Raw genomic sequence first — 21,710 nt, forward strand, 5'->3', positions numbered from 1 at the left:
GCGGTCCGACTTGCAAGAAGGGCAGGGCCGCTGCGCGCCGCCATAGCGGGCAGGTCTGGCCCTACTGCCCAGAGGATAGGCGGCTTTAGGGGCTTCGGGTGATGATCAGATAGGCTCCGCTCAGCAACAGAAGCGCGCCAAAGGCCGCGCTGCCAATCTGGTGCAGGTCAAACCGCTCTGCTTTCAGAATGTCCCACCCCAAACCAAAGATGAGCTGACTGGCCACCAGGATCGAGATGGTCGCGGCCGCCCCGAGCTGCGCATACCCTGTAATGCTGGCGAAAACGAAGAATGACCCCAAAATTCCGGGCACAAGCGCCCATGGTTTTAGGACGTGCAAGACCTCTGCCAGCCCGCCAAGCCCAACCTTTCGCAAGAGCAATGTAGAGAGCAAAACCAGACCCACCGCTGAATTGAGCACAAGGGCAAACAGGATCGTCGAGGTCAGATCGGTAATCCGCGCCATCAGGATATTCTGCAGCACCAAACCCGCACCCGCAGCGATCAATAGTAGCATGTAGGTGTTCATTGGCGCTGCCCTATACCGTCTGGATCATCGCGCGTGTCGAGGGTGAGTTGCAGGAACGCCAGATCCAGCCAGCGTCCGAACTTGGTGCCGACCTGTGGCATGTGGGCGACTTGCTTGAACCCAAGCTTTTCGTGCAGGTGGATCGAGCCTGCGTTGCCCGCTTCTATTCCCGCGACCATCACGTGTTTTCCAATCAATCGAGCGCGGGTGATTAGAGCTTCCATCAGGGCCCGGCCAATGCCTTGGCCGTGCTGGTCCGCACGGACATAAATCGAATGCTCGACTGTGTGGCGAAACCCGTCAAATGCGCGCCAATCCCCGAAGGACGCGTAGCCCAAAACGTCAGTGCCATTCATAGCGACGAGGATAGGATAGCCTGCAGCGGCACGGTCATTGAACCATCTACGGCGGTTTTCCAGATCGACTTCGCGCTCGTTCCAAATGGCGGTCGTGTGGGCGACGGCATGATTGTAGATGTCCGTAATCCCTTGGAGGTCACTTTCCAAAGCGTCTCTGATCTGCATGGCCCGACTCCTGCTGAGATGAGAAGATTGTTCACTATTGTGGATTTTGCGTCAATGGCGGTGGGCGGCGCAAAACGATCACGGCGTAGGTGCAGGGCGCTTCACCCGCATTCTCAAAAATGCAGTCAGTGGGCGGTCCAAGGTGCAGGCAATCGCCGAATTCTAGGGCGTGACGTACATCGCCTTCGTGGAACACAAGGCTGCCCTCAATGACCCAGATGAGATGCTCTGAAAAAGCATAGGCCGCAGCGGGTATCGGCACGCGAGCGCCAGCAGGCAAGGTCACTTCGACGAGGTCCAGTGGCAGCTTGGTCTGCGGCGAGACATGCCGGCGTAAATATCCGGTCTCGGGGTCGGTCCAAACGGACTGGTCCTGCCGCCGTAAGAGCTGGCCACCATCAGCCTCGGCGCGAGCCATCAGGGTGGACATGGTCATCTGAAACGCGCCCGAGAGTTTGCTGAGAAGCTTGGCGGTTGGGCTGCTGTCACCCCGTTCGATTTTGTGGATCATCGCCCGAGAGACACCGGCCCGCTCCGCCAGATCGGTCAGCGACCAGTTGCGGCTTTCGCGCTCGGTCTTGATCCGCGCGCCAATTTTCTGATCCAGGTCATCTTGCTGCATCGTGATAGTATAGTGGACTGATCCCTTGTGCAGCAACCGCTGAAATCAAAGCGTTCGGATCGGGGTGCCTGCCATGAAGTGCGCGATCGCGTCGACAGTGTCTTCGTAGAAGAGGCGCCACGTGGCTTCGGTGACGTAGCCAAGATGCGGGGTTAGCAGCAGTCGTTGGCCGAACTCTGCACTCGCTTTGCGCCACGGGTCGTCCGCGCTCAGCGGTTCGTCTTCAAAGACGTCTATGCCCGCCATCGCAGGTTTGCCTTGGCGAAGTCCTTCGAAAAGGGACGCGCGATCGACGAGCCCTGCGCGCGAAGTGTTCAAGAATATTGCGCCGTCGGGCAAGGCTTCGAACGCGTCGGGGCCGATCAGGCCTTGGGTCGTCTTGGACAGAACCATATGCACAGTTAGTACGTCAGACGTCTGCGCCAGTTCGGGGAGTGTCGCAGCAAAGGTAACCCCTGCCGCTGCTGCGCGCTCAGGGGTCAGGTTCGGGGACCAAGCACTGACCTGCATCCCGAAAGCCGTGCCAATTGTCGCGACTTGCTGGCCAATTTTGCCAAGGCCCACAATCCCGAGCGAAAGCCCCGCCAGATCGCGACCGGGTGCGCCTTGCCAACCACCAGAGCTGAGGCGCGTGGTTTCAGGCAGGATGCGGCGGCTGAGCGACAGCATCAGCGCCATGGTCAGCTCAGATGTCGTGGTTTTCCGCGAGCGGGTACCGCAAACAGGGACACCCTTTGCCTTGGCAGCGGCCACGTCAATGGACAGGTTTCTGGGGCCCGTGGTGACAATAAGCTTTAGGTCAGGCAGCGCGTCGATCAGTGCCGCAGGGAAGGGGGTGCGTTCGCGCATCAAACAAATGATGTCAAAGCCCTGCAACTCTGCGGCAGGATCGGGCAGCGCCTCGTGAAAAAATACGATCTCGGCGTCCAGCCGGTCCCAGTCCGCATAGTCTTTCGCCACGCGGGCATAGTCATCCAGAACAGCAATTTTCATTAGGGCGCGCTCCTCTCAGGCTTTGGTTAGGCAACCTCACCCGCGCGTAATGCGCAAGCCAGAAGCGGTGCTCCTATGCAAAAGAAAAGGGCCGCTCTGACAACGAGCGGCCCACTGAATTTTAGCAATCAAGCTTCAGTCTTAGAAGTGGACCGAACGCGAGGTTCCGGGAACTTCCTGCGGCGGTGCAAACTTGGTCAGGTTGATGCCTTTGACCGCTGCCTTATACTCGTCCGAGTTGGGCGTGCGGCCAAGGATCGCCGACAGAACAACCACGGGGGTCGAAGCCAGCAGCGATTCACCCTTCTTCTCGGCGCTGTCTTCAACGACGCGGCCTTGGAACAGGCGGGTCGAGGTCGCCAGAACGGTATCGCCTTTGGCGGCCTTTTCTTGGTTGCCCATGCAGAGGTTACAGCCGGGACGCTCGAGGTACAGAATGTTTTCGTACTCGGTGCGGGCGTTGGCTTTGGGGAACAGATCGTCGAACTCAAAGCCCGAGTATTTCTGCAGGATGTCCCAGTCGCCTTCTTCTTTCAGCTCGTCGATGATGTTGTAGGTCGGTGCGGCCACAACCAGCGGTGCCTTGAACTCGACCTTGCCGTTGGCTTCTTCGAGGTTCTTGAGCATCTGCGCGACGATCTTGATGTCACCCTTGTGCACCATGCACGAGCCGACAAAGCCCAGATCCACCTTCTTGTCGCCGCCGTAGTAGGACACGGGGCGGATGGTGTCGTGGGTGTAACGGCGCGACGGATCGGCGTTGTTCACGTCGGGGTCGGCGATCATGGGCTCGTCGATCAGGTCCAGATCAACGACGACTTCGGCAAAGTACTTGGCGTTGTCATCGGGGGTCAGGGCAGGCTTCTCGCCCGACTTGATTTCCGCGATGCGCGCGTCGGCTTTGTCGATCAGACCCTGCAGAGTCTTGGCTTCGTTATCCATGCCCTTGTCGATCATGGTCTGGATGCGGCCTTTGGCCAGTTCCAGCGAACCGATCAGGGTTTCATCGTTGGAAATACAGATCGAGGCTTTCGCCTTCATCTCTGCGGTCCAGTCGGTGAAGGTGAACGCTTGGTCTGCCAGCAGGGTGCCGATGTGCACTTCGATGATGCGGCCTTGGAACACGTTGTCGCCGCACTGCTTGAGCATCTGCGCCTGAGTTGCGTGTACCACGTCGCGGAAGTCCATGTGGTCCGCCATCTGGCCCTTGAAGGTCACTTTGACCGACTCGGGGATGGGCATGGTGGCTTCGCCGGTGGCCAGTGCCAGAGCAACGGTGCCCGAGTCCGCGCCAAAGGCAACGCCCTTGGACATACGGGTGTGGCTGTCGCCGCCGATGATGATGTCCCAGTCGCTGACGGTGATGTCGTTCAGCACTTTGTGGATCACGTCGGTCATCGCCTGGTATTCGCCCTTGGGGTCGCGCGCGGTGATCAGACCGAAGTCATTCATGAACTTCATCAGGCGAGGGATGTTGGCCTGAGCCTTCTTGTCCCAAACCGAAGCGGTGTGACAGCCCGACTGGTAGGCCGCGTCAACGGTGGGCGAAATGGTGGTCGCCGCCATGGCTTCCAGTTCTTGGCTGGTCATCAGGCCGGTGGTGTCCTGCGAGCCAACGATGTTCACTTTGACGCGCACGTCCGAGCCAGCGTGCAGGACTTTGCCCTTTTCGACGCCAACAGCGTTTGCGTTGAAGATCTTTTCGACGGCGGTCAGGCCCTGATCGGCAACGGTCACTTCTTTCGAAGGTGCGTAGACGGCGGGGGCTTCGACACCCAGAGTTTCAGCGGCAAATGTTTGCAGCTTCTTGCCAAAGACCACAGCATAGGAGCTGCCAGCCTTCATGAACTCGACCTTCTGCGGGGTGAAGGCAGAGGAGACGTCGACCAGCTCTGCGCCGGTTTCGTCGTAGAGTTTCTTTTCTTTGGTGTTGATGGTCAGGACCTTGCCGGTCTCGACCGAGTATTTCTGTTCGAGAACAGGGTTGCCTTCGGCGTCCAGCACGGGCTTGCCGTTTTCGTCCAGCTTTTTGACCCAGTTCTTCAGGTCCAAGCCGATGCCGCCGGTCACGCCAACAGTGGTCAGGAAGATCGGCGAAATGCCGTTGGTGCCCGCCACAACAGGGGCAAAGTTCACGAAAGGCACATAGGGGCTGGCTTTCTTACCGGTCCACAGCGCGACGTTGTTGACGCCGGACATACGCGACGAACCAACGCCCATGGTGCCTTTTTCAGCGATCAGCATGACGCGTGCGTCAGGGTGCTGTTCTTGCAGGTCCTGAATTTCTTTTTGCGCTTCGGGGCTGATCATGCACTTGCCGTGCAGTTCGCGGTCCGAACGAGAGTGCGCCTGGTTGCCGGGCGACAGAAGGTCGGTCGAGATATCGCCTTCGGCAGCGATGTAGGTCACAACTTTAACTTCTTCGTCCACTTCGGGAAGCTTGGTGAAGAACTCGGCCTTCGCGTAGCTGTCCAGAATGTCTTTGGCGATCGCGTTGCCGTCTTTATAGGCAGCGGCCAGACGCTCCATGTCTGCTTCATAGAGGAAGACCTGAGTTTTCAGCACGTCAGCAGCTTTGCCTGCGATCTCTTCGTCGTCACCCAGCGCCAGATCCAGCAGAACTTCGATCGAAGGGCCGCCCTTCATGTGCGACAGCAGTTCGAACGCGAAATCGGGGGTGATTTCTGCGACGGTTGCTTCGCCAAGGATGATCTTTTTCAGGAACGCTGCCTTCACACCTGCGGCGCTCGTGGTGCCGGGCAGGGTGTTGTAGATGAAGAAGTTCAGCGAGTCTTCACGGTGCTCGTTCGCTGTGTCCTCGATCTGCGCGATCAGTTCAGCAACCAGCGCGCCGTCGTCGATCGGCTTGGGGTGCAGGCCCTCGCCTTTGCGGGTTTCGATTTCTTCAAGATAGGCAGTGTACAAGCTCATGGCGATCCCTGCGGTTCAGTGGTGGGGCAAGCTTGGGTGCCGAGCGGCAAAATATGAGTTGGCGAGCGGCGGCAAGCTTAATTGTATGCGGATGTATACCAAACGTATTTACGTGGCAAGAGGTTGGCGACGGGATTACGGCCCGAACGCCTCTGTGTCGAGCAAAAGCGACGTTTTTCAGCGGCCTGAGGCATTATGCCTGACCTTGGGTCACTCTTTGCGGGGGCTTCTGAGCGGGAAATAGGGGCAGAGTAGGCGAATCCACGTCCTTGGTGTGGTCCGGCAGACGTCAGACGGGGCACCTTGGCGGGGCCCCGATCTAAGGTCAGGTCTCGATGCGCGAGATCAGGTCGTCCATGACGGCGGCGTTCTGCATGCGCAGGATCGCTTCGGCTGCGGACATATCTTGGCGGCGCATGGCATCAATGAGTAGCGTCATCTCTTCGGCCATCACGCTGCGGCGGCCCGAGCCGTAGCCATAGTTGCGACGGAAGGCAAAGATCGTATCCCAGCCACGTAAGAAGACACGCAACGCCTCTTTGTTGCCGCCAAACTCCATTAGCTTGGCGTTAAAGCGGCGATTGCTCTCAATCGCCTCTGTGTCATTACCGGTTTCGAGCTGTGTCCGATAGTCCGCAGCCAGCGCTTCGAGAGTCCGGATGCGTTCCAGCGTCAGCTTCCGCATCCCGCTGCGCACGGCAAAAATCCGAAGCTCGGTGTTCAGCTCGAACAGATCGGTGACGTAGCTGCGATCGAGTTGGCGCACCGTCGCGCCGCGGTTGGGCTCGATGCTGACCAGCCCTTCGCCCTCCAGCTTTCGCAGGGCTTCGCGCAGGGGCATGGTCGAGAACCCCAGCCGCTTGGCCAGTTCGCTGGTTTTCAGGCGCTCGCCGGGGGTGACACGACCGGCAAGGATGTCTTCTCGGATCAGGTTGGTCACCTGATCCACTGAATTTACGGCACTATCGGCTGGCAAAGTTGCTTCATCTTCCATGCACAGAATGTTGATCAACCCGCCTTGCGGATCAAGGAGATATGTTCGGCGTCGATCAGGACTGTTCCGTCCTTGCGGCAAAGGCGCACGGCTTCGGTAATGATCCCCGCAGGTCGCGAACTGCTCTCGCGTTTGCTGGTGAAGTCCATTTCCACATAGACTTCGTCCCCCGCCAGAATGTGTGTCTTGAACCGCACATCGTTCCAGCCAAGGGATGCAATCGAGGTGTCCTCGTAGAGCTTCAGCTCGGTCTTGAGCCCTTCCATTAGGGACAGACCGTAAAGGCCGTGGGCGATGATTCCGGGGAATCCTGCCTTCTTGGCGTAGTCATCGTCGGTGTGCAGGGGGTGGTGATCCCGTGTCAGGCGACAAAAATCCGCAATATCCTGTGCTGAAATTTTGTGCGTTCCGGTCGTGTAAGTCGTGCCGACGACCACATCTTCGTAAAACAGGTTCATGAATAGGCCTTCTGCACCTGCCGCGCGATGATCATCCGCTGGATCTGGTTGGTGCCTTCGTAGATCTGGCTGAGTCGCACATCGCGGAAAAGGCGCTCGATGCGGAACTCGCGGGAATAACCGTTGCCGCCGTGGATTTGCAGCGCGTTCGAGATGTGAACCTGCGCCATATCGGTAGTGAACAGCTTGGCCTGCGCGGCCTCCATCGCGATGGAATGGCCTGCGTCATAAAGCTTGGCCGCGTTGTGGATCAGCAGGCGTGCGGCCGAGATATCCTTGGCCATGTCGGCGATCATGAACTGGATCGCTTGGTGTTCAAAGATCGGCTTGCCGAACTGCTTGCGGTCATTGGCGTATGTGATGGCGTCTTCCATCGCGGCTTGCGCCATGCCAAGCGCCATCGAAGACATCATCAGGCGGGCAAAGTTGAAGTTGCCCATGGCCATTTTGAACGCGCCACCTTCAGGGCCGATCAGGTTTGCGACTGGCACGCGGACTTCGTCAAAGGTGACCATGCATTCGGCCAGACCGTGCATCCCGAGTAGGTCTTCAGACTTACCTTTGATGACGCCGGCGCGGTCGGTTTCGACAAGAATACAAGAGATGCCTTTGTGGCCCGCCTCGGGGTCGGTTTTCGCGAAAACCATGATCACGTCGGCGATCTGGCCAAAGGTCACCCACGCTTTGGTGCCCTTGATCACATACTCGTCGCCGTCGCGGATCGCCGTTGTTTTCATGGCCGCAACGTCCGATCCGGTGTCCGGTTCAGTGACCGCGGTGGCAGGAATGACGGAGCCGTCTAGGATGCCGGGAATCCAGCCCTTGGTGGTCTCCGACCCGTGGTGATCCAAGAAAATCGCGGCCTCGACCGGAATGGCGAATGCGTTGCCGACCGCTCCAGAGCCGCGCGCGATCTCTTCCATCACGATGCAGGCGGCCATGGCATCAAGGCCCACGCCGCCCGCGTCTTCGCTGAGTGCAACGCCGAACAGCCCCTGTTCAGCCAGCGCGTTGTAGATTTCGCGGGGAAATTCATCCTCGCGGTCGATGGTGGCGGCCGCAGGGGCGACCACGTTTTCCGAAAGCTTGCGCGCGGTGTCCCGCACCATGCGCTGCTCTTCGCTGTAGAACTGATCCAATGTGATCTCCAAATTCCGAAAACTGATGCGATCTGATCAAGAGCTATCGCCGCGACTCGATCCGGTCAAGTCGAGGCAACGCCCGCGTGGAAGGCATCCGAGGGCTCTCGGTCGCAAAAGTAGACGATCACGTGTTTTGGATCAGCGTTATAAGCCTTTACCGCTGCCGCTGTGATTGCGCGGGCGGCCTCTGCTTTCGCCTTTTGGGGTCTCGGAAAGGCGTGAACCTTTATAAAAAAGCGGTAAATTTCAGCACATGTGCCAAATTTTCCGGCATGTCCGTAGGAATTTGCGGGTGCCGAAAAATAATAGCAGGTCACGATATCTGCGCTGATCCCGTAGGCATCGCAGAGCCCTTTGGTCATGGTTTCCGTCGCAACCTCCCGTATTTCTTGGGAACAGTCGTTGTCGATGATTTCGATAAAGGGCACGGGTCTTCTCCTGTTGGTTGTGCGTGCGCGGCATTCGATACGAATAGCGGGCATTGACTTATTATCTGATCAGAAGAAGGCTGAGTGCAACAGATTTACGAACAGGCCCAAACCGGGCCGCAGAAGGAAAAGACCACGATGACGTTCAAGGGCAGCTATACTGTTTGTGTGACCCCCTTCACCGCCGAGGGCGCGGTCGATTTGCAAGCGCTGAAGTCCTATGTCGACTGGCAGATCGAAGAGGGCGTGCACGGCCTGATCCCCCTTGGCAGCACGGGCGAATTCCTGTCGCTGACCCGCGATGAGCGCACCGCTGTCGCCGAAACCGTCATCCGTCAGGCCGATGGCCGCGTGCCTGTCCTGATCGGCACCGCCGCCGAATGGACCGACGAAGCTGTCGATCTGAGTAAAAAGGCAGAGACCCTTGGCGCGGATGGGGTGATGTTGGTGCCGCCATATTACTCGTCGCCCACCGACGCGGAACTGGTGGTCCACTTCACCCGCGTGGCCGAAGCGATTTCGATCCCTGTGATGCTGTATAACAACCCGTTCACCGCGAATGTGGACCTGTCGGCAGATCTGGTCGGGCGTCTGTCCGAAGTGGACAATATCTCTTACATCAAGGACACGTCAAAGAACGTACACCGCGTGACCGAACTGCTCGAGGCGTGCCAAGGCCGGATGACCGTTTTCGCCGGCTACTACCCGTGGGAAAGCTATCTGGCAGGCGCCGAGGGCTATAGCTCTGTCATGTCGAACATCGCACCGAAACTGTCGGCTGAGATGTTCGACAAGACCGTAGATGGATCGGGGCAGGGGCGTGACCTCTATGTCAAAAGCCTGCCTCTGATCAACGCGCTGGCTGGCGACCTGTATGTGTCGGCCACCAAGGCCGCGATGAAAATGATCGGTCGCTCGATGGGCGATCCCCGCCCGCCGCGCCTGCCCTTGCCCGAGGATAAGCGCGCGGAGCTTGAAGGAACTCTAAGAACACTCGGGTTCATCGCCTGAGCGAACGGCGCCACGCGCCACAACAATAAAGACCCCCTCCCAACAGTGAGTTTAACAAGGATACGCATGATGAAACTGACCAACATTGCACTTTGCGCCGCTATGGCGATCACCGCTGTCGCCGCACCTGCCTTTGCTCAGGACATCACCCTGAAAGCCAGCCACAACGCGAACGCCGAAGAGCCCTATGGCGTCGGTCTGCGCAAGATGGCCGAAGTTCTGGAAGCAAAAACAGACGGTGCGGCCACCATTCAAGTGTTCGACAATGCGACCCTCGGCGACGAGATGGAGAGCATTCAGGGCACCCAGATGGGCACCGTGGACATCGCGGTAACCGCAAACTCGACCCTGTCGAACTTTGTCCCCGATCTGTCGGTCTTCTCGCTGCCCTTCATCTTTGAAAACGCAGAGCAGATGGACCGCGCCCTGAGCGATCCCGCCGTCCGTGACGCCATTCAGGCAGAGCTGGAAAAGCAAGGCTTCCACCTGCTGGCCGTCTTCTCGGCAGGCACCCGCCACATCATGACCAAGAAGCCGATTGAATCGCTGGCTGACATGGAAGGCCTGAAGATCCGCACCATGCAGAACCCTGCGCACGTGGATACCTTCAACGCATTTGGCGCGAACGCGACCCCGATTGCCTACACCGAACTTTACGGCGCGCTGGAAACCGGCGTTGTGGATGGCGCAGAGGCGGCGAACACCAACTTCTTCTCGCAGAAGTTCTACGAAGTTGCGCCCGACTGGGCCGTTGTTGGTTGGCTGGAACTGGTCGCGCCCGTGATCATGGGCAAAGCTGCCTATGACGCTCTGCCCGAAGATGTTCAGGCGGCTCTGGACGAAGCGGGCCTCGAAGCCGGCAAGTTCGAGCGTGCCACTTATCTGGCCAGCGACAACGCACGCTTTGCGGATCTGGAAGAGGTTGGCGTGAAAATGACCCGCCCCGACACCACCGAGTTCCGCGAAGCCGCAGCTCCCGTCCAGCAGAAGTATCTGGAAACCGAGGGCCAGAAGAAAATCTTCGAACTTCTGAAATCGGTCGAGTAACCCTTCCTTACTAGACCCAACTCACCCGGCCGTGCCGCTTCCCGTGCGGCCGGGGCTTTACGACCGGAAAGTTTCGCCCATGTTCGCCCTTCTCGAACGCCTTTGTCTGATTTTGCGTGCTGTCGCCTCTGCTGCGGTGATCATCCTGTTCACCGTGATGATGGTCTCGGTTCTGGTGCAGATCGGCGGGCGATACGTCTTTAACTACTCCATCGCCGCAGCGTCCGAGATCGCGACCTTTAGCCAGATATGGCTGGTGCTTCTAGGCTCCGGCGTTGCTTTGGCTCGCGGCCAGCACGTCGCAATCGACATGCTCCCTGCCAAGCTGCCGCTGCCCTACGCCCGCGTTGCGCTGGTTTTGATCGCCGTGGTTGTCGCGAGTTTCCTGTGGGTTTTGGCCTATGGCACCCAGCCCCTGATCAAGATGGGCGCGTTCCAGCTCTCGCCAGCCCTGCGCGTCCCGATGAAGTATATCTACCTCTGCCTGCCCATCGGCGCCGGTTACATGACGCTCGAGCTGCTGCTCGCCGTGATCCAGCGCTGGGACAACCCCTTCCCCCCGCCCGAAGCTGACCCAGACCCCGAGGAGGCCATCTGATGCTGGTTATCGCTCTTGCCTTCCTGTTCCTGCTTGCTCTCGGCGTCCCTGTTGTCTTCGTCCTTGGCGCCTCGGCGGTGCTGGCGCTGATCTCCACGACCGACGTGCCTGTTGCTATCGTCAGCCAGCGTGTCTTTGCCGGACTGAACTCCTTTACCCTGATGGCGATCCCGTTCTTTGTCTTTGCTGGCGTGATCATGGACGCTGGCGGCATCTCTCGCCGGATCGTCCAGTTCGCCTCGGCTTTGATCGGCTGGGTCGTCGGCAGCCTTTACCAAGTCAGCTGCGTTGCGGCGGCTGGTCTGGCGGCGATCTCGGGCTCCGGCTCGGCGGATACCGCTGCGATCTCGGCGATCATGCAGCCGCAACTGCGACGCAAAGGGTATGACGTCGACTTCGGCGCGGCCCTGATCGCCTGCGCAGGCTCTATCGCGCAGGTCATCCCGCCAAGCCTGACCATGGTCATCCTTGCTGTTGTGTCCAACGTGTCTATTGGTGCGCTGTTCATCTCGGGCATCCTGCCCGGCGCGATGTGCATCCTGATGCTGATGGTCATTTCTTACTTCAAGGCCCGCAGTGGGGGCGACGTCTACCGCGATAGTGAACCCTTTACCCTGCCGCGCCTTGGCCGCGCCGCGTGGGCCGCGCTGCCCGCCGCTGGTATGCCCTTCCTGATCCTTGGCGGTATTCTTGGCGGGGTTTTCACCCCGACCGAAGCGGCGGCTGTCTCTGGCTTCTATGGTCTGCTGGTGGGTGCGTTCGTTTATCGTGACCTGAAACTCAGCGCACTGCCAAGCCTGATCCTGAAAACCGCGTCCCTGTCCGCCGCCGTCATGCTGATCATCGGCACCGCGAGCGTCTTCTCTTGGCTCATCGCCAACGCGAACGTCCCTCAAATCCTTGGCGAGTGGATCAAAAGCGTTTCGTCGAGCCAAGTCGTGTTTCTGATCATCGCGAACCTCTTGTTCCTGTTCGTGGGCATGTTCCTCGAAACCATCGCGGCGATCCTGATCATGGTGCCCGTACTGGCCCCGATCGCAGTGACCATGGGCGTCGACCCGCTGCACTTCTCGCTGCTCGTGATCCTGAACTGCGCGATTGGCACGGTGACCCCGCCCTATGGCGTGTCCCTGTTCGTGGCTTCGTCCGTCGCCGGACGGTCCGTGATGCAGGTGTCCCGCCGCCTCGCGTGGCCGCTGGCGGGCCTGTTCTCCATGCTGATCGCCGTGACCTTTATCCCTGAACTTACGCTGTTCCTGCCCCGCATGTTCGGCCTGATTGATTAACCAGAAAGACCACCACTCATGACCAAACTCAAAGTCACCATCGCCGGTATCGAATTCGACGCCAAGTTCGAAGAAGACGCGCCCAAAACCGTCGCCGCATTCAAAGCGCAGCTGCCCTATAAAAGCAAAGTCGTTCACGTGCGCTGGTCGGGCGAGGGCGTGTGGATCCCCCTTGGCGATACCGATTTCGGCGTCGATTACGAGAACCACACCACCTATCCCGCGCCCGGTCAGTTCGTGCTGTATCCCGGGGGCATTTCCGAGACCGAGATTCTGCTGGCCTATGGCGGCGTGAACTTTGCCTCCAAGATGGGGCAGCTGGCGGGCAACCACTTCATCACACTGACCTCGAACCTCGACAAGCTGAAAGAGATCGGCCCCAAGGTTCTGTGGGAAGGCGCGCAGGACATCCTGTTCGAAGAAGTTTAAGCGACAGAAAGGTACGCCATGACCGCATCCCCCATCAGCTTTGGCGCCCGTCTGCGCCAGTTGGCCGCAGAGCGTGGCGACCAGACCGCCTTGGTGTTTTTGTCGGGTGTGGGGGACGCGCAAACCTATTCATGGCGCGAGTTGAACGCGATGGCTGACCGCTTTGCCCGTGCGCTGATGGCGCGCGGCGTGGGGCAGGGGGATGTGGTGGGCTTTGCCTTGGGCAACGTGCCTGCCCATATCGCGCTGGCCGTTGCGATCTGGCGAGTCGGTGCGACGACGATGGTGCTGGACCCCGGCATCAAGCCCGAAACCGCCGCCGCCATGAAAGAGCGTAGCGGCGCCGCGCTGGTCGTGTCCCAGCGCACGGGCGTCGGTGATCTGACCCAGTGTGATTTCGAAGCTCTGGCTAAGAGCCTGCCTGAAACAGAGGTCGAGGACCGCATCTCGACACCGGGCAAGATTGTCTTGTCCGGCGGATCGACAGGTCTGCCCAAGATGATGTGCGACGAGCGTCCGCTCGTCCGTGTGCCGGGGGCCAGCTGGGGCCGCGTGGCCCCGCGTTTGGGCTTCCGCTGTGATCAGGTGCAACTGGTGTGCGGGGCGATGTCCCACAACGCGCCGTTCACTTGGGCGCAGAACGGGCTCTTCGAGGGCAACACGCTGGTCCTGATGGAGCGGTTCGATGCCGTCCGCGCCCTGCAAGTCATCGATGAATATCAGGTTGGTTTCGCGATGGTCGTCCCCACCATGATGGTGCGGATGTACGACCGCTTGGCGGCCAGCGGCGCAAGTCTCAAAACTCTGCACGCCATGTATCACACCGGCGCGCCCTGCGCCGCGTGGCTGAAAGAGGCGTGGATCGAAGTTCTTGGCCCCGACCGCGTGACCGAGATGTACGGGTCGGGTGAAAACACCGGCCAGACCACGATCACAGGGGCCGAATGGCTGGCTCATCGCGGGTCGGTAGGGCGCGGGTTCGAGACCGATATCCGCATCTATGGCCCCGATGGCGCATTGCTGCCCGCAGGTGAGGCCGGAGAGATTTTCATGCGTCCCGATGACCTCGGTGGGCGCAGCCACTATGCTGGCCCGAATGCCCCCCAGCCCGAGCGAGATGCCGATGGCTATCAAAGCATCGGTGATGTCGGTTGGCTGGATCAGGACGGCTACCTGTACCTTGGCGGTCGGCGCGATGACGTGATCAACACGGGCGGCGTCAAGGTGCACCCCGAAACCATCGAGGCTGTGCTGCTGCAGTTCCCCGACGTGGCGGATGCGGTGGTGTTTGGCGCCACAGATCGCGAATGGGGGCAGCGCATCGTGGCCTGCCTAGAGCCCAAAGCGGGTGCAGAAATCGATCATGCGGCGCTGCGGAAATTTTGCGCTGAAAAGCTGAGCCCGCAAGAGGTGCCCAAAGACATTTCTGTGCTGGATGCGCTGCCTCGCGACGGGTTTGGCAAGATCCGGCGCAAGGCCTGCGCCGCAGAATGGGCAGAGACACGGACCGACGCCTGAACAGCGCGGTAGATATCAGGGAAATCCAGTGAAGCCATTGATATGAATAGGAAACCTTCTTCGGCTTATACTATTTGAAAAACAAATATCAGGCGTATGAATGATTATCGCAGGCTATATTAACAGCCGCTTTTGATTGCTCTAGCCTGATCTCAGACAACACAAAGGGATCATCATGGGCGCACTCGACGGAATCCGGGTACTCAGCTTTAACCACTTCTTGTCCGGCCCCGCTGCGGCGCAGCATTTGGGCGATATCGGTGCGGATGTCATCACGGTCGAACCCTTGACCGGCGCGTTCCAGCGCAACTGGGCCGTGGCCAATCGGTTCGTGGACGATACCTCGGTCAACCATATCACGACGGGGCGTAACAAACGCTCGATCGCGGTGGATTTGAAGTCCCCCGAAGGCATCGCGACGGTCAAGAAACTGATCGAAACTGCTGATGTGGTGATGGAGAATTTCCGCCCCGGCACGCTGGACAAACTGGGTCTGTCCGAAGCCGAAATGCGCGCAGTCAACCCGCGCATTATCATCGCGACCACCACCGGATACGGCATCGATGGCCCCTACGCCAAACGCCCCGGTCAGGACGTTCTGCTGCAGGCGATGTGCGGTCTGGCCGCCCACACCGGCAGCATGGAGAGCGGGCCGGTCGCGGTTGGCTCTGTCCCGATTGACCATCACGCAGCGGCGCTGACTGTTGCGGGGATCATCGCGGCGCTGTTCGAGCGCGAGCGCACTGGTGTTGCCCGCCGCGTGGACGTGAACATGTTGCAGGCCGCAATGGACTTGCAGGGTGAATCCATCACCGCATGGATGAACGGCGCCGAAAAGGCGGGTCCGCGTGGTCAGGACGGCATGGCCAACTGGTTCAGCCCCGCGCCCTACGGGATTTATGCGGCAAAAGACGGACACGTCATGATCTCGATGTCCACGCCGTCGCAGCTGTCCGGTGCGTTGAACCTGCCGCAACTGGCGGAACTGAGCGCTGACGAAGGCTTTAGCAAGCGTGGTGAAATCTCGCGCCTCGTGGCGGCGGGCATGGCCACGCTGACCATTGAAGAGGCCGTAGAAAAGCTGACCGAAGCAGGCGTCTGGCATGAAGTTGTCCGCGACTATGATGGTCTGCTCGACAACCCGCAGGTCGATCACCTGCAGGCCTTTACCGACATGACGGGATCGCAGGGCTCGACCTTTAAAATGCTTTCCCACCCTGTCCGCTACGACGGAGAGGTTCCCCCCATCCGCACGATGCCCCCCGCCTTGGGCGAGCAAACCCGAGAGGTGTTGGCCGAGGCTGGCGTGGATGCTGCCGAGATCGATCGCCTGATCGAAGCTGGCGTCGTCGTGCAAACCAACAAGATGCGCAGCTAAGCCTGCGCCCCGAAACTGGAGTAAGTTATGGATTTTACGATTTCCGACGAGATGAAAATGGTCACCGAAGCGGTGGGCAAGTTCGTCCGCGAAAAGGTTCAGCCGTTGGAGTGCGAGACCGAAGAGAACGCGGAAATTCCCGCCGATAAACTGGCCGCTGTCCGCGCAGAGGCGCAGGAACTGGGCTTTTACGCCATGAATATGTCCGAGGGGGTCGGCGGCGCTGGCCTTAGCGTGATGGATATGTGTCTGGTCGAAGAGCAATTGGGCCAGACCTCTGACGCGCTGATCCGCCGGATTTTTGGGCAGGTTTACCCGATGCTGGAACAGTTCGAGGACGAGGCGCTTCGTCAGAAGTACCTCTATCCCACTGTCAAAGGTGACAAAATCTGCGCGATGGCGATCACCGAGCCGGGCGCGGGTTCTGACGCAGCGGCGATCAAGACCAACGCGCGTCTGGATGGTGACGAGTGGGTTCTGAACGGGACCAAACACTTTATCTCGGACGGTGACATTGCGGACTACGTGATCGTCATGGCCGTGACCGATGCCGAAAAGGGTGCTCGGGGCGGCATCACCCTGCTGATCGTCGACAAGGGAACGCCCGGTTTTCAGGTCACCCGCAACCAGCCCATGATGGGGCACCGCGGCTATGGCCACGCGGAGCTGTATTTTGACAACGTGCGTATCCCCAAAGACAACGTGCTGGGAGAGGTCGGCAAAGGCTTCAAGGTGATGATGGCCAACGTGGGCGGCATTCGTTTGGGCCACATTGGTGCCCGTGCTGTTGGTATGGCTTCCCGCGTGCTGGAAATGATGCGCGAACATGCAGCCACCCGCAAACAGTTCGGCCAGCCCATCGGTGACTTCCAGATGGTGCAGCAGATGATCGCCGACAGCGCGATGGAAATCTTTGCAACCCGCATGATGGTGCTGAACACCGCTTGGGAAGAAGATAACGGCATGGACCCGCGGGACAAGGTTTCAATGGTCAAGGTTCAGGCCTCGGAAATGCTGGGTCGCGTGGCGGATCGGGGCATTCAGGTGTTCGGCGGCTACGGCTTCACCAAAGAACTGCCGCTGGAACGCATCTACCGTGATGCCCGCGTCACTCGCATCTACGACGGGACCTCCGAAGTGCACCGCATGCTGATCGCCCGCTCGGTGATCAAGCGCGGCCTGACCCTGTAATCGAAAGGATTTCCCATGACTACGCCTCCCGCCACCGGCGACAGCATCACCTTTCGCAAGACCATGACCGTGGCCGAGCAGGGGTTCTTTACCGGCATCACTGGCAACATGACCAAATCCCACGTGGATCGCGCCTTTGCCAAATCCGTGGACCTGCCCGACATGTCGGTGTTCGAATTGGCGGCTGCCGGTCTGCTGACCACCGCTTTGGGGCGCCTCTGCGGCGCTGACTGGCGGATCGGTAGCTTCAACGTTGCGTTTGGCGCGTCGTTCCCCGTTGGTTCGTCATTGGCCGCCACCGCGACCGTGACAGAGGCCACCGATCAGGCGGTCGACTGCACCCTGACCATCGCGGTCGAGGGCACAGAGACGATCACCGGCACCGCCCGCATGGTCCCGCTGAAGGGCTAAGCCATGTATGACATCCGCAACATCGATGAGCTGACCGTGGGCGACCGCGTGACCGTCTCGAAAACCGTGACCGAGGCGGACGGCGCCATGTACATCGCCGCGACCGGCGATTTCGGCCCTGTCCACGTGGACGAAGGCTATGCAAGCACCACACGGTTCGGCGAACGCCTTGCCCCGGGCATTCTGGTCGCGGGCATCTGCACGTCCGTCTTGACCGCTGAACTGGTGGGCACTGTGGGCGTGTCGATCCGCGACAGCTTCTGGTTCACCGGCGCGGTCCGCTACGGAGACACGATCACCTTCGACATCTGGATTTCCTCGAAGGACGAGGAAAACCGCAGCGTCGATTGGCAGGCCAGCGCCCGAAACGAAGAGGGCGTCGAAGTCCTCAAGGCTGATGCCACCCTGAAATTCCCGAGAAAACGAGTGACCCAATGACCATTTCCGCCAAAGACCTGCGTGGCATCACCGTCGCGACCGTTCTGCCCTTTGACGAAGCCGGTGCGATTGACTGGGATGGCTACAGCGCCGTTCTGGACCACTGCGCCAAGCCCGAAACCACCGATTGCGTCTTTGTAAACGGCCATGCGGGCGAAGCGACCGCCCTGACCGATGCCGAGAAGATGGCTGTGATCAAGCGGACCCGCGCACAGATTTCACCCAAACAGCCCCTGCTGGCTGGCGTTGTGCCCACCGGCATTCCCGATGCTCTGCGTCAGGCGGAAATGGTGTGCGAAGCGGGCGCCGATGTGGCCGTGATCTTCCCGCCCGAAGCTTTGGGCGGCGGCAATGCCAACACCATGGCGGCGGTCAAGATGTACGAGCATCTTGCCAAAGAGCTGCAAATGCCCCTGTCGCACTTCCAGTTCCCGATTGCCTCTGGCTTTGGTCTGGCGACCAATGTGCTGGCCGAGATCGCCAAGATCCCCGAGGTTATCGCGGTGAAAGAGGGCTCTGCCACGCTGCTGGCCTATGACGAAAACCGCCGCGCGATCAAAGCGGCGGACGACAACACCGCGATCCTGCCCTCTAACTTCCATTGGTTCTTTAGCCAAGTGGCGTTGGGTGGCGACGGCATCCTGTCGGGACTGGCCAGCCTTGTTCCCGGTCTGCTCAAGGACCTGTGGGATGCGTCGGAAAACATGGATCTGGCGGCGATGCGCGCGGCGAATGATCGCCTGTATCCCGTGGTCCGCGCGATCTATGGCCCTGCGCCTGTGGTCGATATGCACACCCGCATGAAAGACGGCCTTCAGATGATGGGCGTGATCAAGAACGCGGCCCCCCGTCTGCCCTTGCTGCCCCAGACCGAGGCGGTCCGCGACGGTGTCCGTCAGGCGCTGATCGCCGCAGAGGTGATGTGATGAGCGCGGCGCTGAACGGCGGCCTTTATGCGGCGACTATCTGCCCGATGCATGACACGGGCGGGCTGGATTTCACCGGCTTAGAGCATCACTTCGCTCAGGTTCTGTCCGATCCCGGTCAGGCGGGCCTTCTTCTGAACGGTCACGCGGGCGAAGGCATCCACATGTCCCGCTCAGAGCAAGCCGATGTCGTTCGGATCGCCCGCGAGGTTGCCGGCAAACGCCGTATCCTTGCCGCCGTCAGCGCCGAAAATACCGAATTCGCCGCGGCCGATGCACAGGCCGCGCTGAAGGCTGGCGCCGATGCGATTATGGTGTTCGCTCCGTTTTCGTGGGGCTTGGGAGTTGACCCGCGGGCGGTCGTCGCCCACCACCGCGGTATTGCCGAAGCCACCGGCGCACCGATCTACCTGTTTCAGGGCTCTGTCGCCTCTGGCGGTCTGCACTACGACACGGACCTCCTGAAACAGCTGCTCGAAATAGATGCCGTCGCAGGCATCAAAGAAGGCAGTTGGGAGGTCAAAGCCTATGAGACCACCCTGCGGACCGCCCGCGAGGTGCGCCCCGATGTGGCGGTCATGGCGTCGGGCGACGAGCATCTGTTCGGCTGCTATATGCTGGGAAGTGATGGCTCTGCCGTTAGCCTCTCCGCGCTGGTGCCTGACCTGATCACGGCACTGGATACCTATGTCCGCGCTGACCGCATCGCGGATGCCCTGAAAATCCACACCGCGCTCTATGATCTGGCGCGTCTTGTCTATGCCCGTCCCGGCCATCTGGCCGCCGCACGGCTCAAGGCCTGCCTTGCTGCGATGGGCCGGATCGACAGCCCCGCCTGTCGCGCCCCCACCCCTCGAATTTCTGACGCAGAGCTTGACGCCCTTATGGTCGCTCTGCGCCCCTGTCTGGAGCTTTCCGAATGACCGCCCTGCAAACCCATATCGTGTTCGTTGATGTCGCCCCCGAGGACGAAGCCGCCTTTGACGACTGGTACGAAAACACGCATCTGCCCGACATTCTGGCCTGCCCCGGTTGGCTGGATGCTCGCCGTGAAAAATGCCTGGAGGGCGGGCCACGTCACGTGGCGATTTACACGATTACTGGCCCCGAAGCCTATGAAACCCCCGAATTCGAGGCTATCAAAGGCTTTGGTCCGTTCACGGACAAGGTAAAGAACTTCAAGCGTATCCGCATGACAAAGTCTTGAAAACACGAGGATCAGAGCCATTCCCGATATCCTGAACCTTCGCCAGTTGGAAATCCTGCGCGCCGTTGTGACCTATCGCACCACGGTCGGCGCGGCCGAGCGGCTGGGGATGTCCCAGCCCTCGATCTCTAACACGATCCGGCATATTGAAACGGTTCTGGGTTTCCCCCTTTTCGAGCGGGTCAGCAATCGGCTGTCCCCGACCGAAGAGGCTCTGATCCTACTCGAAGAAGCCGAGCCCCTGTTCCACCTGCGCGACGCAGTGAACCAAAGGGCTGGCGATCTGCGGGGCGGAAAAATTGGACGCATCCGTATCGCGGCAACGGCGGAGCTGAGTGAGTCCGTTCTACCCCGCGTGATTGCCGACTACGCTCGTGATTATCCTCGCATTCAATTGTCTCTTGAAACGCGCCCCTTGGACAGCGTGTTGCAGGTGGTGGAGAATGGCGTAGCGGATGTGGCTTTTGCTATGTCGCCCTATGAGCGGCAGGCGATGAACTACGAGCAAATCGCGGATCTGCGTCCCGTGTGTTTGCTACAAGACAGCGATCCGCTGGCCAAACTCGACGTGATCACGGCCAAGGATCTGATGGGCGCAGCACTGATCGGACCCCAAGTTTCGACGCGGATCGGCCTGATGTTGGCCGACAGTTTCCGCGCGCAGGGGCTGGAGTATCGCCCTTCGATTGAGACGCGCTTTATGAACGCCGCAGTACGTATTGTCCGCGATGGCTGGGGCGTGGCCTTGGTCGACGAGCTGTCAGCCCATACCGAATTACGCCCCGGTCTAGTGATCCGGCCCTACGGGTCAGAGCAGAGCTTCGATCTGTGCGCCGCCATGCAGAAAACCAAAGTCCCCTCGCGCCAGACCCGCCGCTTTATCGAGGTGTTCCGCGAACGGGTCGCCTTGCGGCTCGAAGAGGTGCGGGCTGAAAGCCAGCGGCCTATCGCCTGACTTTGGCTAGAGCCGCTGCGCCGCCTTCAACAATCAGGTTTGTGTCGTTGGTCACCACGATTGCCGCCGCGCCAAGGTCGAGCGCATAAGGCGCAACCAATTCGGGCGGTAGGCCCATCACACCGAAATCACAGTTGTTCTTTTGCGCCGCTTTGGCGATCCGTCCAAAGGCCTGCCTGACATCCTCGTGGTTTAGGTCGCCGCGCCGTCCAATCCCGTCTGCCAGATCGTTTGAGCCTATCATCAGCATGTCGATGCCTGGTGTCGCGGCGATCTGATCGACATTTTCCAGTGCGAGCGCACTTTCGATCATTGCGATGACCTGCGTGCCAGCTTCTGCACGCGCGCAAAGCTCTGCGGCGGGGACGATCCCGTAGTCCAATGCGGGCAAAGGGCCGGGTAGGGCGCGGCGCCCGTTGGGTGCAAAGCGGCAGAGCGCCGCGATGTTTTGTGCCTGTTCGGGCGTGTCCACATGTGGGACGATCACGCCGGTGGCCCCGCAGTCCAGAACCCGCGCGATATCCCCAGAATTTGGACCCGTCACACGCCCGTAGACAGGCAGTCCCGCTGCGATACCCGTGCCGGCGACCTGTCCCAGATCGCTCAATCCGAGTGGGCCGTGCTCCATATCGACAACAACGAAGTCAAAGCCTGCCCCGCGCGCGAGCAGGATCGATTCTGCGCGCGCGGCCAA

At 60.1% G+C, this 21,710-nt stretch carries 24 protein-coding genes; 14 read left to right on the forward strand and 10 right to left on the reverse strand.

Going from position 1 to position 21,710, the window contains the following annotated elements; all coding sequences use genetic code 11:
* Positions 1-85 precede the first annotated feature (85 nt).
* The 9 genes from BM225_RS12535 to BM225_RS12575 all read right to left on the reverse strand — a co-directional run bounded on the left by BM225_RS12535 (position 86) and on the right by BM225_RS12575 (position 8,621).
* Positions 86-529: a DMT family transporter gene (locus BM225_RS12535; RefSeq protein WP_092464712.1), complete on the reverse strand. Its 444-nt coding sequence runs from the start codon at positions 527-529 to the stop codon at positions 86-88.
* Positions 526-1,053: a GNAT family N-acetyltransferase gene (locus tag BM225_RS12540; protein ID WP_092464714.1), complete on the reverse strand. Its 528-nt coding sequence runs from the start codon at positions 1,051-1,053 to the stop codon at positions 526-528. The genes BM225_RS12535 and BM225_RS12540 overlap by 4 nt, the downstream gene beginning before the upstream one ends.
* A 34-nt stretch (positions 1,054-1,087) precedes the next feature.
* Entirely contained in the window at positions 1,088-1,675 is a 588-nt protein-coding gene (locus BM225_RS12545; RefSeq protein WP_218157055.1) for a helix-turn-helix domain-containing protein, read from the reverse strand.
* A gap of 45 nt (positions 1,676-1,720) precedes the next feature.
* Complete coding sequence (locus BM225_RS12550) at positions 1,721-2,668, reverse strand: D-2-hydroxyacid dehydrogenase family protein (protein WP_092464716.1); 948 nt, start codon at positions 2,666-2,668, stop codon at positions 1,721-1,723.
* Between the two features lie 141 nt (positions 2,669-2,809).
* The gene (locus tag BM225_RS12555) at positions 2,810-5,599 is read right to left on the reverse strand and encodes a bifunctional aconitate hydratase 2/2-methylisocitrate dehydratase (RefSeq protein ID WP_092464718.1); all 2,790 of its coding nucleotides are present in this window, start codon (positions 5,597-5,599) and stop codon (positions 2,810-2,812) included.
* Between the two features lie 325 nt (positions 5,600-5,924).
* Positions 5,925-6,593 (reverse strand): GntR family transcriptional regulator, encoded by a 669-nt coding sequence (locus tag BM225_RS12560; protein ID WP_143095386.1) that lies wholly within the window; start codon positions 6,591-6,593, stop codon positions 5,925-5,927.
* Between the two features lie 14 nt (positions 6,594-6,607).
* Positions 6,608-7,051: a MaoC family dehydratase gene (locus BM225_RS12565; protein ID WP_092464721.1), complete on the reverse strand. Its 444-nt coding sequence runs from the start codon at positions 7,049-7,051 to the stop codon at positions 6,608-6,610.
* Positions 7,048-8,190: an acyl-CoA dehydrogenase family protein gene (locus tag BM225_RS12570; RefSeq protein ID WP_092464787.1), complete on the reverse strand. Its 1,143-nt coding sequence runs from the start codon at positions 8,188-8,190 to the stop codon at positions 7,048-7,050. Before BM225_RS12570 ends, BM225_RS12565 begins: the two co-directional genes overlap by 4 nt.
* A gap of 65 nt (positions 8,191-8,255) precedes the next feature.
* On the reverse strand, positions 8,256-8,621 hold the full coding sequence (locus BM225_RS12575; RefSeq protein ID WP_092464722.1) for a tautomerase family protein: 366 nt from the start codon (positions 8,619-8,621) through the stop codon (positions 8,256-8,258).
* Positions 8,622-8,705: 84 nt separating this feature from the next.
* Here BM225_RS12575 and dapA point away from each other — a divergent pair, with 84 nt between their 5' ends.
* From dapA to BM225_RS12645, 14 genes are all read left to right on the forward strand, one after another.
* Positions 8,706-9,632: a 4-hydroxy-tetrahydrodipicolinate synthase gene (gene dapA, locus BM225_RS12580; RefSeq protein WP_245780482.1), complete on the forward strand. Its 927-nt coding sequence runs from the start codon at positions 8,706-8,708 to the stop codon at positions 9,630-9,632.
* Positions 9,633-9,701: 69 nt separating this feature from the next.
* A complete protein-coding gene (locus BM225_RS12585; RefSeq protein ID WP_092464789.1) occupies positions 9,702-10,679 on the forward strand; it encodes a TRAP transporter substrate-binding protein in 978 nt (325 codons plus the stop codon).
* Positions 10,680-10,758: 79 nt separating this feature from the next.
* Positions 10,759-11,277: a TRAP transporter small permease gene (locus BM225_RS12590; protein WP_092464723.1), complete on the forward strand. Its 519-nt coding sequence runs from the start codon at positions 10,759-10,761 to the stop codon at positions 11,275-11,277.
* Positions 11,277-12,563, forward strand: a complete 1,287-nt coding sequence (locus BM225_RS12595; protein WP_092464724.1) for a TRAP transporter large permease — start codon at positions 11,277-11,279, stop codon at positions 12,561-12,563. The genes BM225_RS12590 and BM225_RS12595 overlap by 1 nt, the downstream gene beginning before the upstream one ends.
* Positions 12,564-12,581: 18 nt before the next feature.
* Positions 12,582-12,992 carry a DUF3830 family protein gene (locus BM225_RS12600; RefSeq protein ID WP_092464725.1) on the forward strand — a complete coding sequence of 137 codons (411 nt, stop codon included), beginning with the start codon at positions 12,582-12,584 and terminating at the stop codon, positions 12,990-12,992.
* 18 nt (positions 12,993-13,010) lie between these two features.
* A complete protein-coding gene (locus tag BM225_RS12605; protein WP_092464726.1) occupies positions 13,011-14,510 on the forward strand; it encodes a class I adenylate-forming enzyme family protein in 1,500 nt (499 codons plus the stop codon).
* Positions 14,511-14,685: 175 nt separating this feature from the next.
* The gene (locus tag BM225_RS12610; RefSeq protein WP_092464727.1) at positions 14,686-15,888 is read left to right on the forward strand and encodes a CaiB/BaiF CoA transferase family protein; all 1,203 of its coding nucleotides are present in this window, start codon (positions 14,686-14,688) and stop codon (positions 15,886-15,888) included.
* 27 nt (positions 15,889-15,915) lie between these two features.
* Entirely contained in the window at positions 15,916-17,079 is a 1,164-nt protein-coding gene (locus BM225_RS12615) for an acyl-CoA dehydrogenase family protein (protein WP_092464728.1), read from the forward strand.
* 15 nt (positions 17,080-17,094) lie between these two features.
* Positions 17,095-17,490 carry a hotdog family protein gene (locus BM225_RS12620; RefSeq protein ID WP_092464729.1) on the forward strand — a complete coding sequence of 132 codons (396 nt, stop codon included), beginning with the start codon at positions 17,095-17,097 and terminating at the stop codon, positions 17,488-17,490.
* A gap of 3 nt (positions 17,491-17,493) precedes the next feature.
* Positions 17,494-17,928 carry a MaoC family dehydratase gene (locus tag BM225_RS12625; RefSeq protein ID WP_092464730.1) on the forward strand — a complete coding sequence of 145 codons (435 nt, stop codon included), beginning with the start codon at positions 17,494-17,496 and terminating at the stop codon, positions 17,926-17,928.
* Positions 17,925-18,854 carry a dihydrodipicolinate synthase family protein gene (locus tag BM225_RS12630; RefSeq protein WP_092464731.1) on the forward strand — a complete coding sequence of 310 codons (930 nt, stop codon included), beginning with the start codon at positions 17,925-17,927 and terminating at the stop codon, positions 18,852-18,854. Before BM225_RS12625 ends, BM225_RS12630 begins: the two co-directional genes overlap by 4 nt.
* The gene (locus tag BM225_RS12635) at positions 18,854-19,777 is read left to right on the forward strand and encodes a dihydrodipicolinate synthase family protein (RefSeq protein ID WP_072703017.1); all 924 of its coding nucleotides are present in this window, start codon (positions 18,854-18,856) and stop codon (positions 19,775-19,777) included. The genes BM225_RS12630 and BM225_RS12635 overlap by 1 nt, the downstream gene beginning before the upstream one ends.
* Positions 19,774-20,061, forward strand: a complete 288-nt coding sequence (locus BM225_RS12640; protein WP_092464732.1) for an EthD domain-containing protein — start codon at positions 19,774-19,776, stop codon at positions 20,059-20,061. Before BM225_RS12635 ends, BM225_RS12640 begins: the two co-directional genes overlap by 4 nt.
* Positions 20,062-20,107: 46 nt before the next feature.
* On the forward strand, positions 20,108-21,016 hold the full coding sequence (locus BM225_RS12645; RefSeq protein ID WP_276326955.1) for a LysR family transcriptional regulator: 909 nt from the start codon (positions 20,108-20,110) through the stop codon (positions 21,014-21,016).
* On the opposite strand, the gene BM225_RS12650 is transcribed toward BM225_RS12645, so the two are convergent.
* Positions 21,006-21,710, reverse strand: a complete 705-nt coding sequence (locus tag BM225_RS12650) for an HpcH/HpaI aldolase family protein (protein ID WP_245780484.1) — start codon at positions 21,708-21,710, stop codon at positions 21,006-21,008. The two genes, BM225_RS12645 and BM225_RS12650, sit on opposite strands and share 11 nt — an antisense overlap.

Source organism: Donghicola eburneus (assembly GCF_900115865.1).
GTDB lineage: Bacteria > Pseudomonadota > Alphaproteobacteria > Rhodobacterales > Rhodobacteraceae > Donghicola > Donghicola eburneus.

Bases quoted from the DNA above. Each gene is read 5' to 3' on its own strand.
- BM225_RS12535 (WP_092464712.1), bottom strand. From the start codon at position 529: ATGAACACCTACATGCTACTATTGATCGCTGCGGGTGCGGGTTTGGTG.
- BM225_RS12540 (WP_092464714.1), bottom strand. From the start codon at position 1,053: ATGCAGATCAGAGACGCTTTGGAAAGTGACCTCCAAGGGATTACGGAC.
- BM225_RS12545 (WP_218157055.1), bottom strand. From the start codon at position 1,675: ATGCAGCAAGATGACCTGGATCAGAAAATTGGCGCGCGGATCAAGACC.
- BM225_RS12550 (WP_092464716.1), bottom strand. From the start codon at position 2,668: ATGAAAATTGCTGTTCTGGATGACTATGCCCGCGTGGCGAAAGACTAT.
- BM225_RS12555 (WP_092464718.1), bottom strand. From the start codon at position 5,599: ATGAGCTTGTACACTGCCTATCTTGAAGAAATCGAAACCCGCAAAGGC.
- BM225_RS12560 (WP_143095386.1), bottom strand. From the start codon at position 6,593: ATGGAAGATGAAGCAACTTTGCCAGCCGATAGTGCCGTAAATTCAGTG.
- BM225_RS12565 (WP_092464721.1), bottom strand. From the start codon at position 7,051: ATGAACCTGTTTTACGAAGATGTGGTCGTCGGCACGACTTACACGACC.
- BM225_RS12585 (WP_092464789.1), top strand. From the start codon at position 9,702: ATGAAACTGACCAACATTGCACTTTGCGCCGCTATGGCGATCACCGCT.
- BM225_RS12590 (WP_092464723.1), top strand. From the start codon at position 10,759: ATGTTCGCCCTTCTCGAACGCCTTTGTCTGATTTTGCGTGCTGTCGCC.
- BM225_RS12595 (WP_092464724.1), top strand. From the start codon at position 11,277: ATGCTGGTTATCGCTCTTGCCTTCCTGTTCCTGCTTGCTCTCGGCGTC.
- BM225_RS12600 (WP_092464725.1), top strand. From the start codon at position 12,582: ATGACCAAACTCAAAGTCACCATCGCCGGTATCGAATTCGACGCCAAG.
- BM225_RS12605 (WP_092464726.1), top strand. From the start codon at position 13,011: ATGACCGCATCCCCCATCAGCTTTGGCGCCCGTCTGCGCCAGTTGGCC.
- BM225_RS12610 (WP_092464727.1), top strand. From the start codon at position 14,686: ATGGGCGCACTCGACGGAATCCGGGTACTCAGCTTTAACCACTTCTTG.
- BM225_RS12615 (WP_092464728.1), top strand. From the start codon at position 15,916: ATGGATTTTACGATTTCCGACGAGATGAAAATGGTCACCGAAGCGGTG.
- BM225_RS12620 (WP_092464729.1), top strand. From the start codon at position 17,095: ATGACTACGCCTCCCGCCACCGGCGACAGCATCACCTTTCGCAAGACC.
- BM225_RS12625 (WP_092464730.1), top strand. From the start codon at position 17,494: ATGTATGACATCCGCAACATCGATGAGCTGACCGTGGGCGACCGCGTG.
- BM225_RS12630 (WP_092464731.1), top strand. From the start codon at position 17,925: ATGACCATTTCCGCCAAAGACCTGCGTGGCATCACCGTCGCGACCGTT.
- BM225_RS12635 (WP_072703017.1), top strand. From the start codon at position 18,854: ATGAGCGCGGCGCTGAACGGCGGCCTTTATGCGGCGACTATCTGCCCG.
- BM225_RS12640 (WP_092464732.1), top strand. From the start codon at position 19,774: ATGACCGCCCTGCAAACCCATATCGTGTTCGTTGATGTCGCCCCCGAG.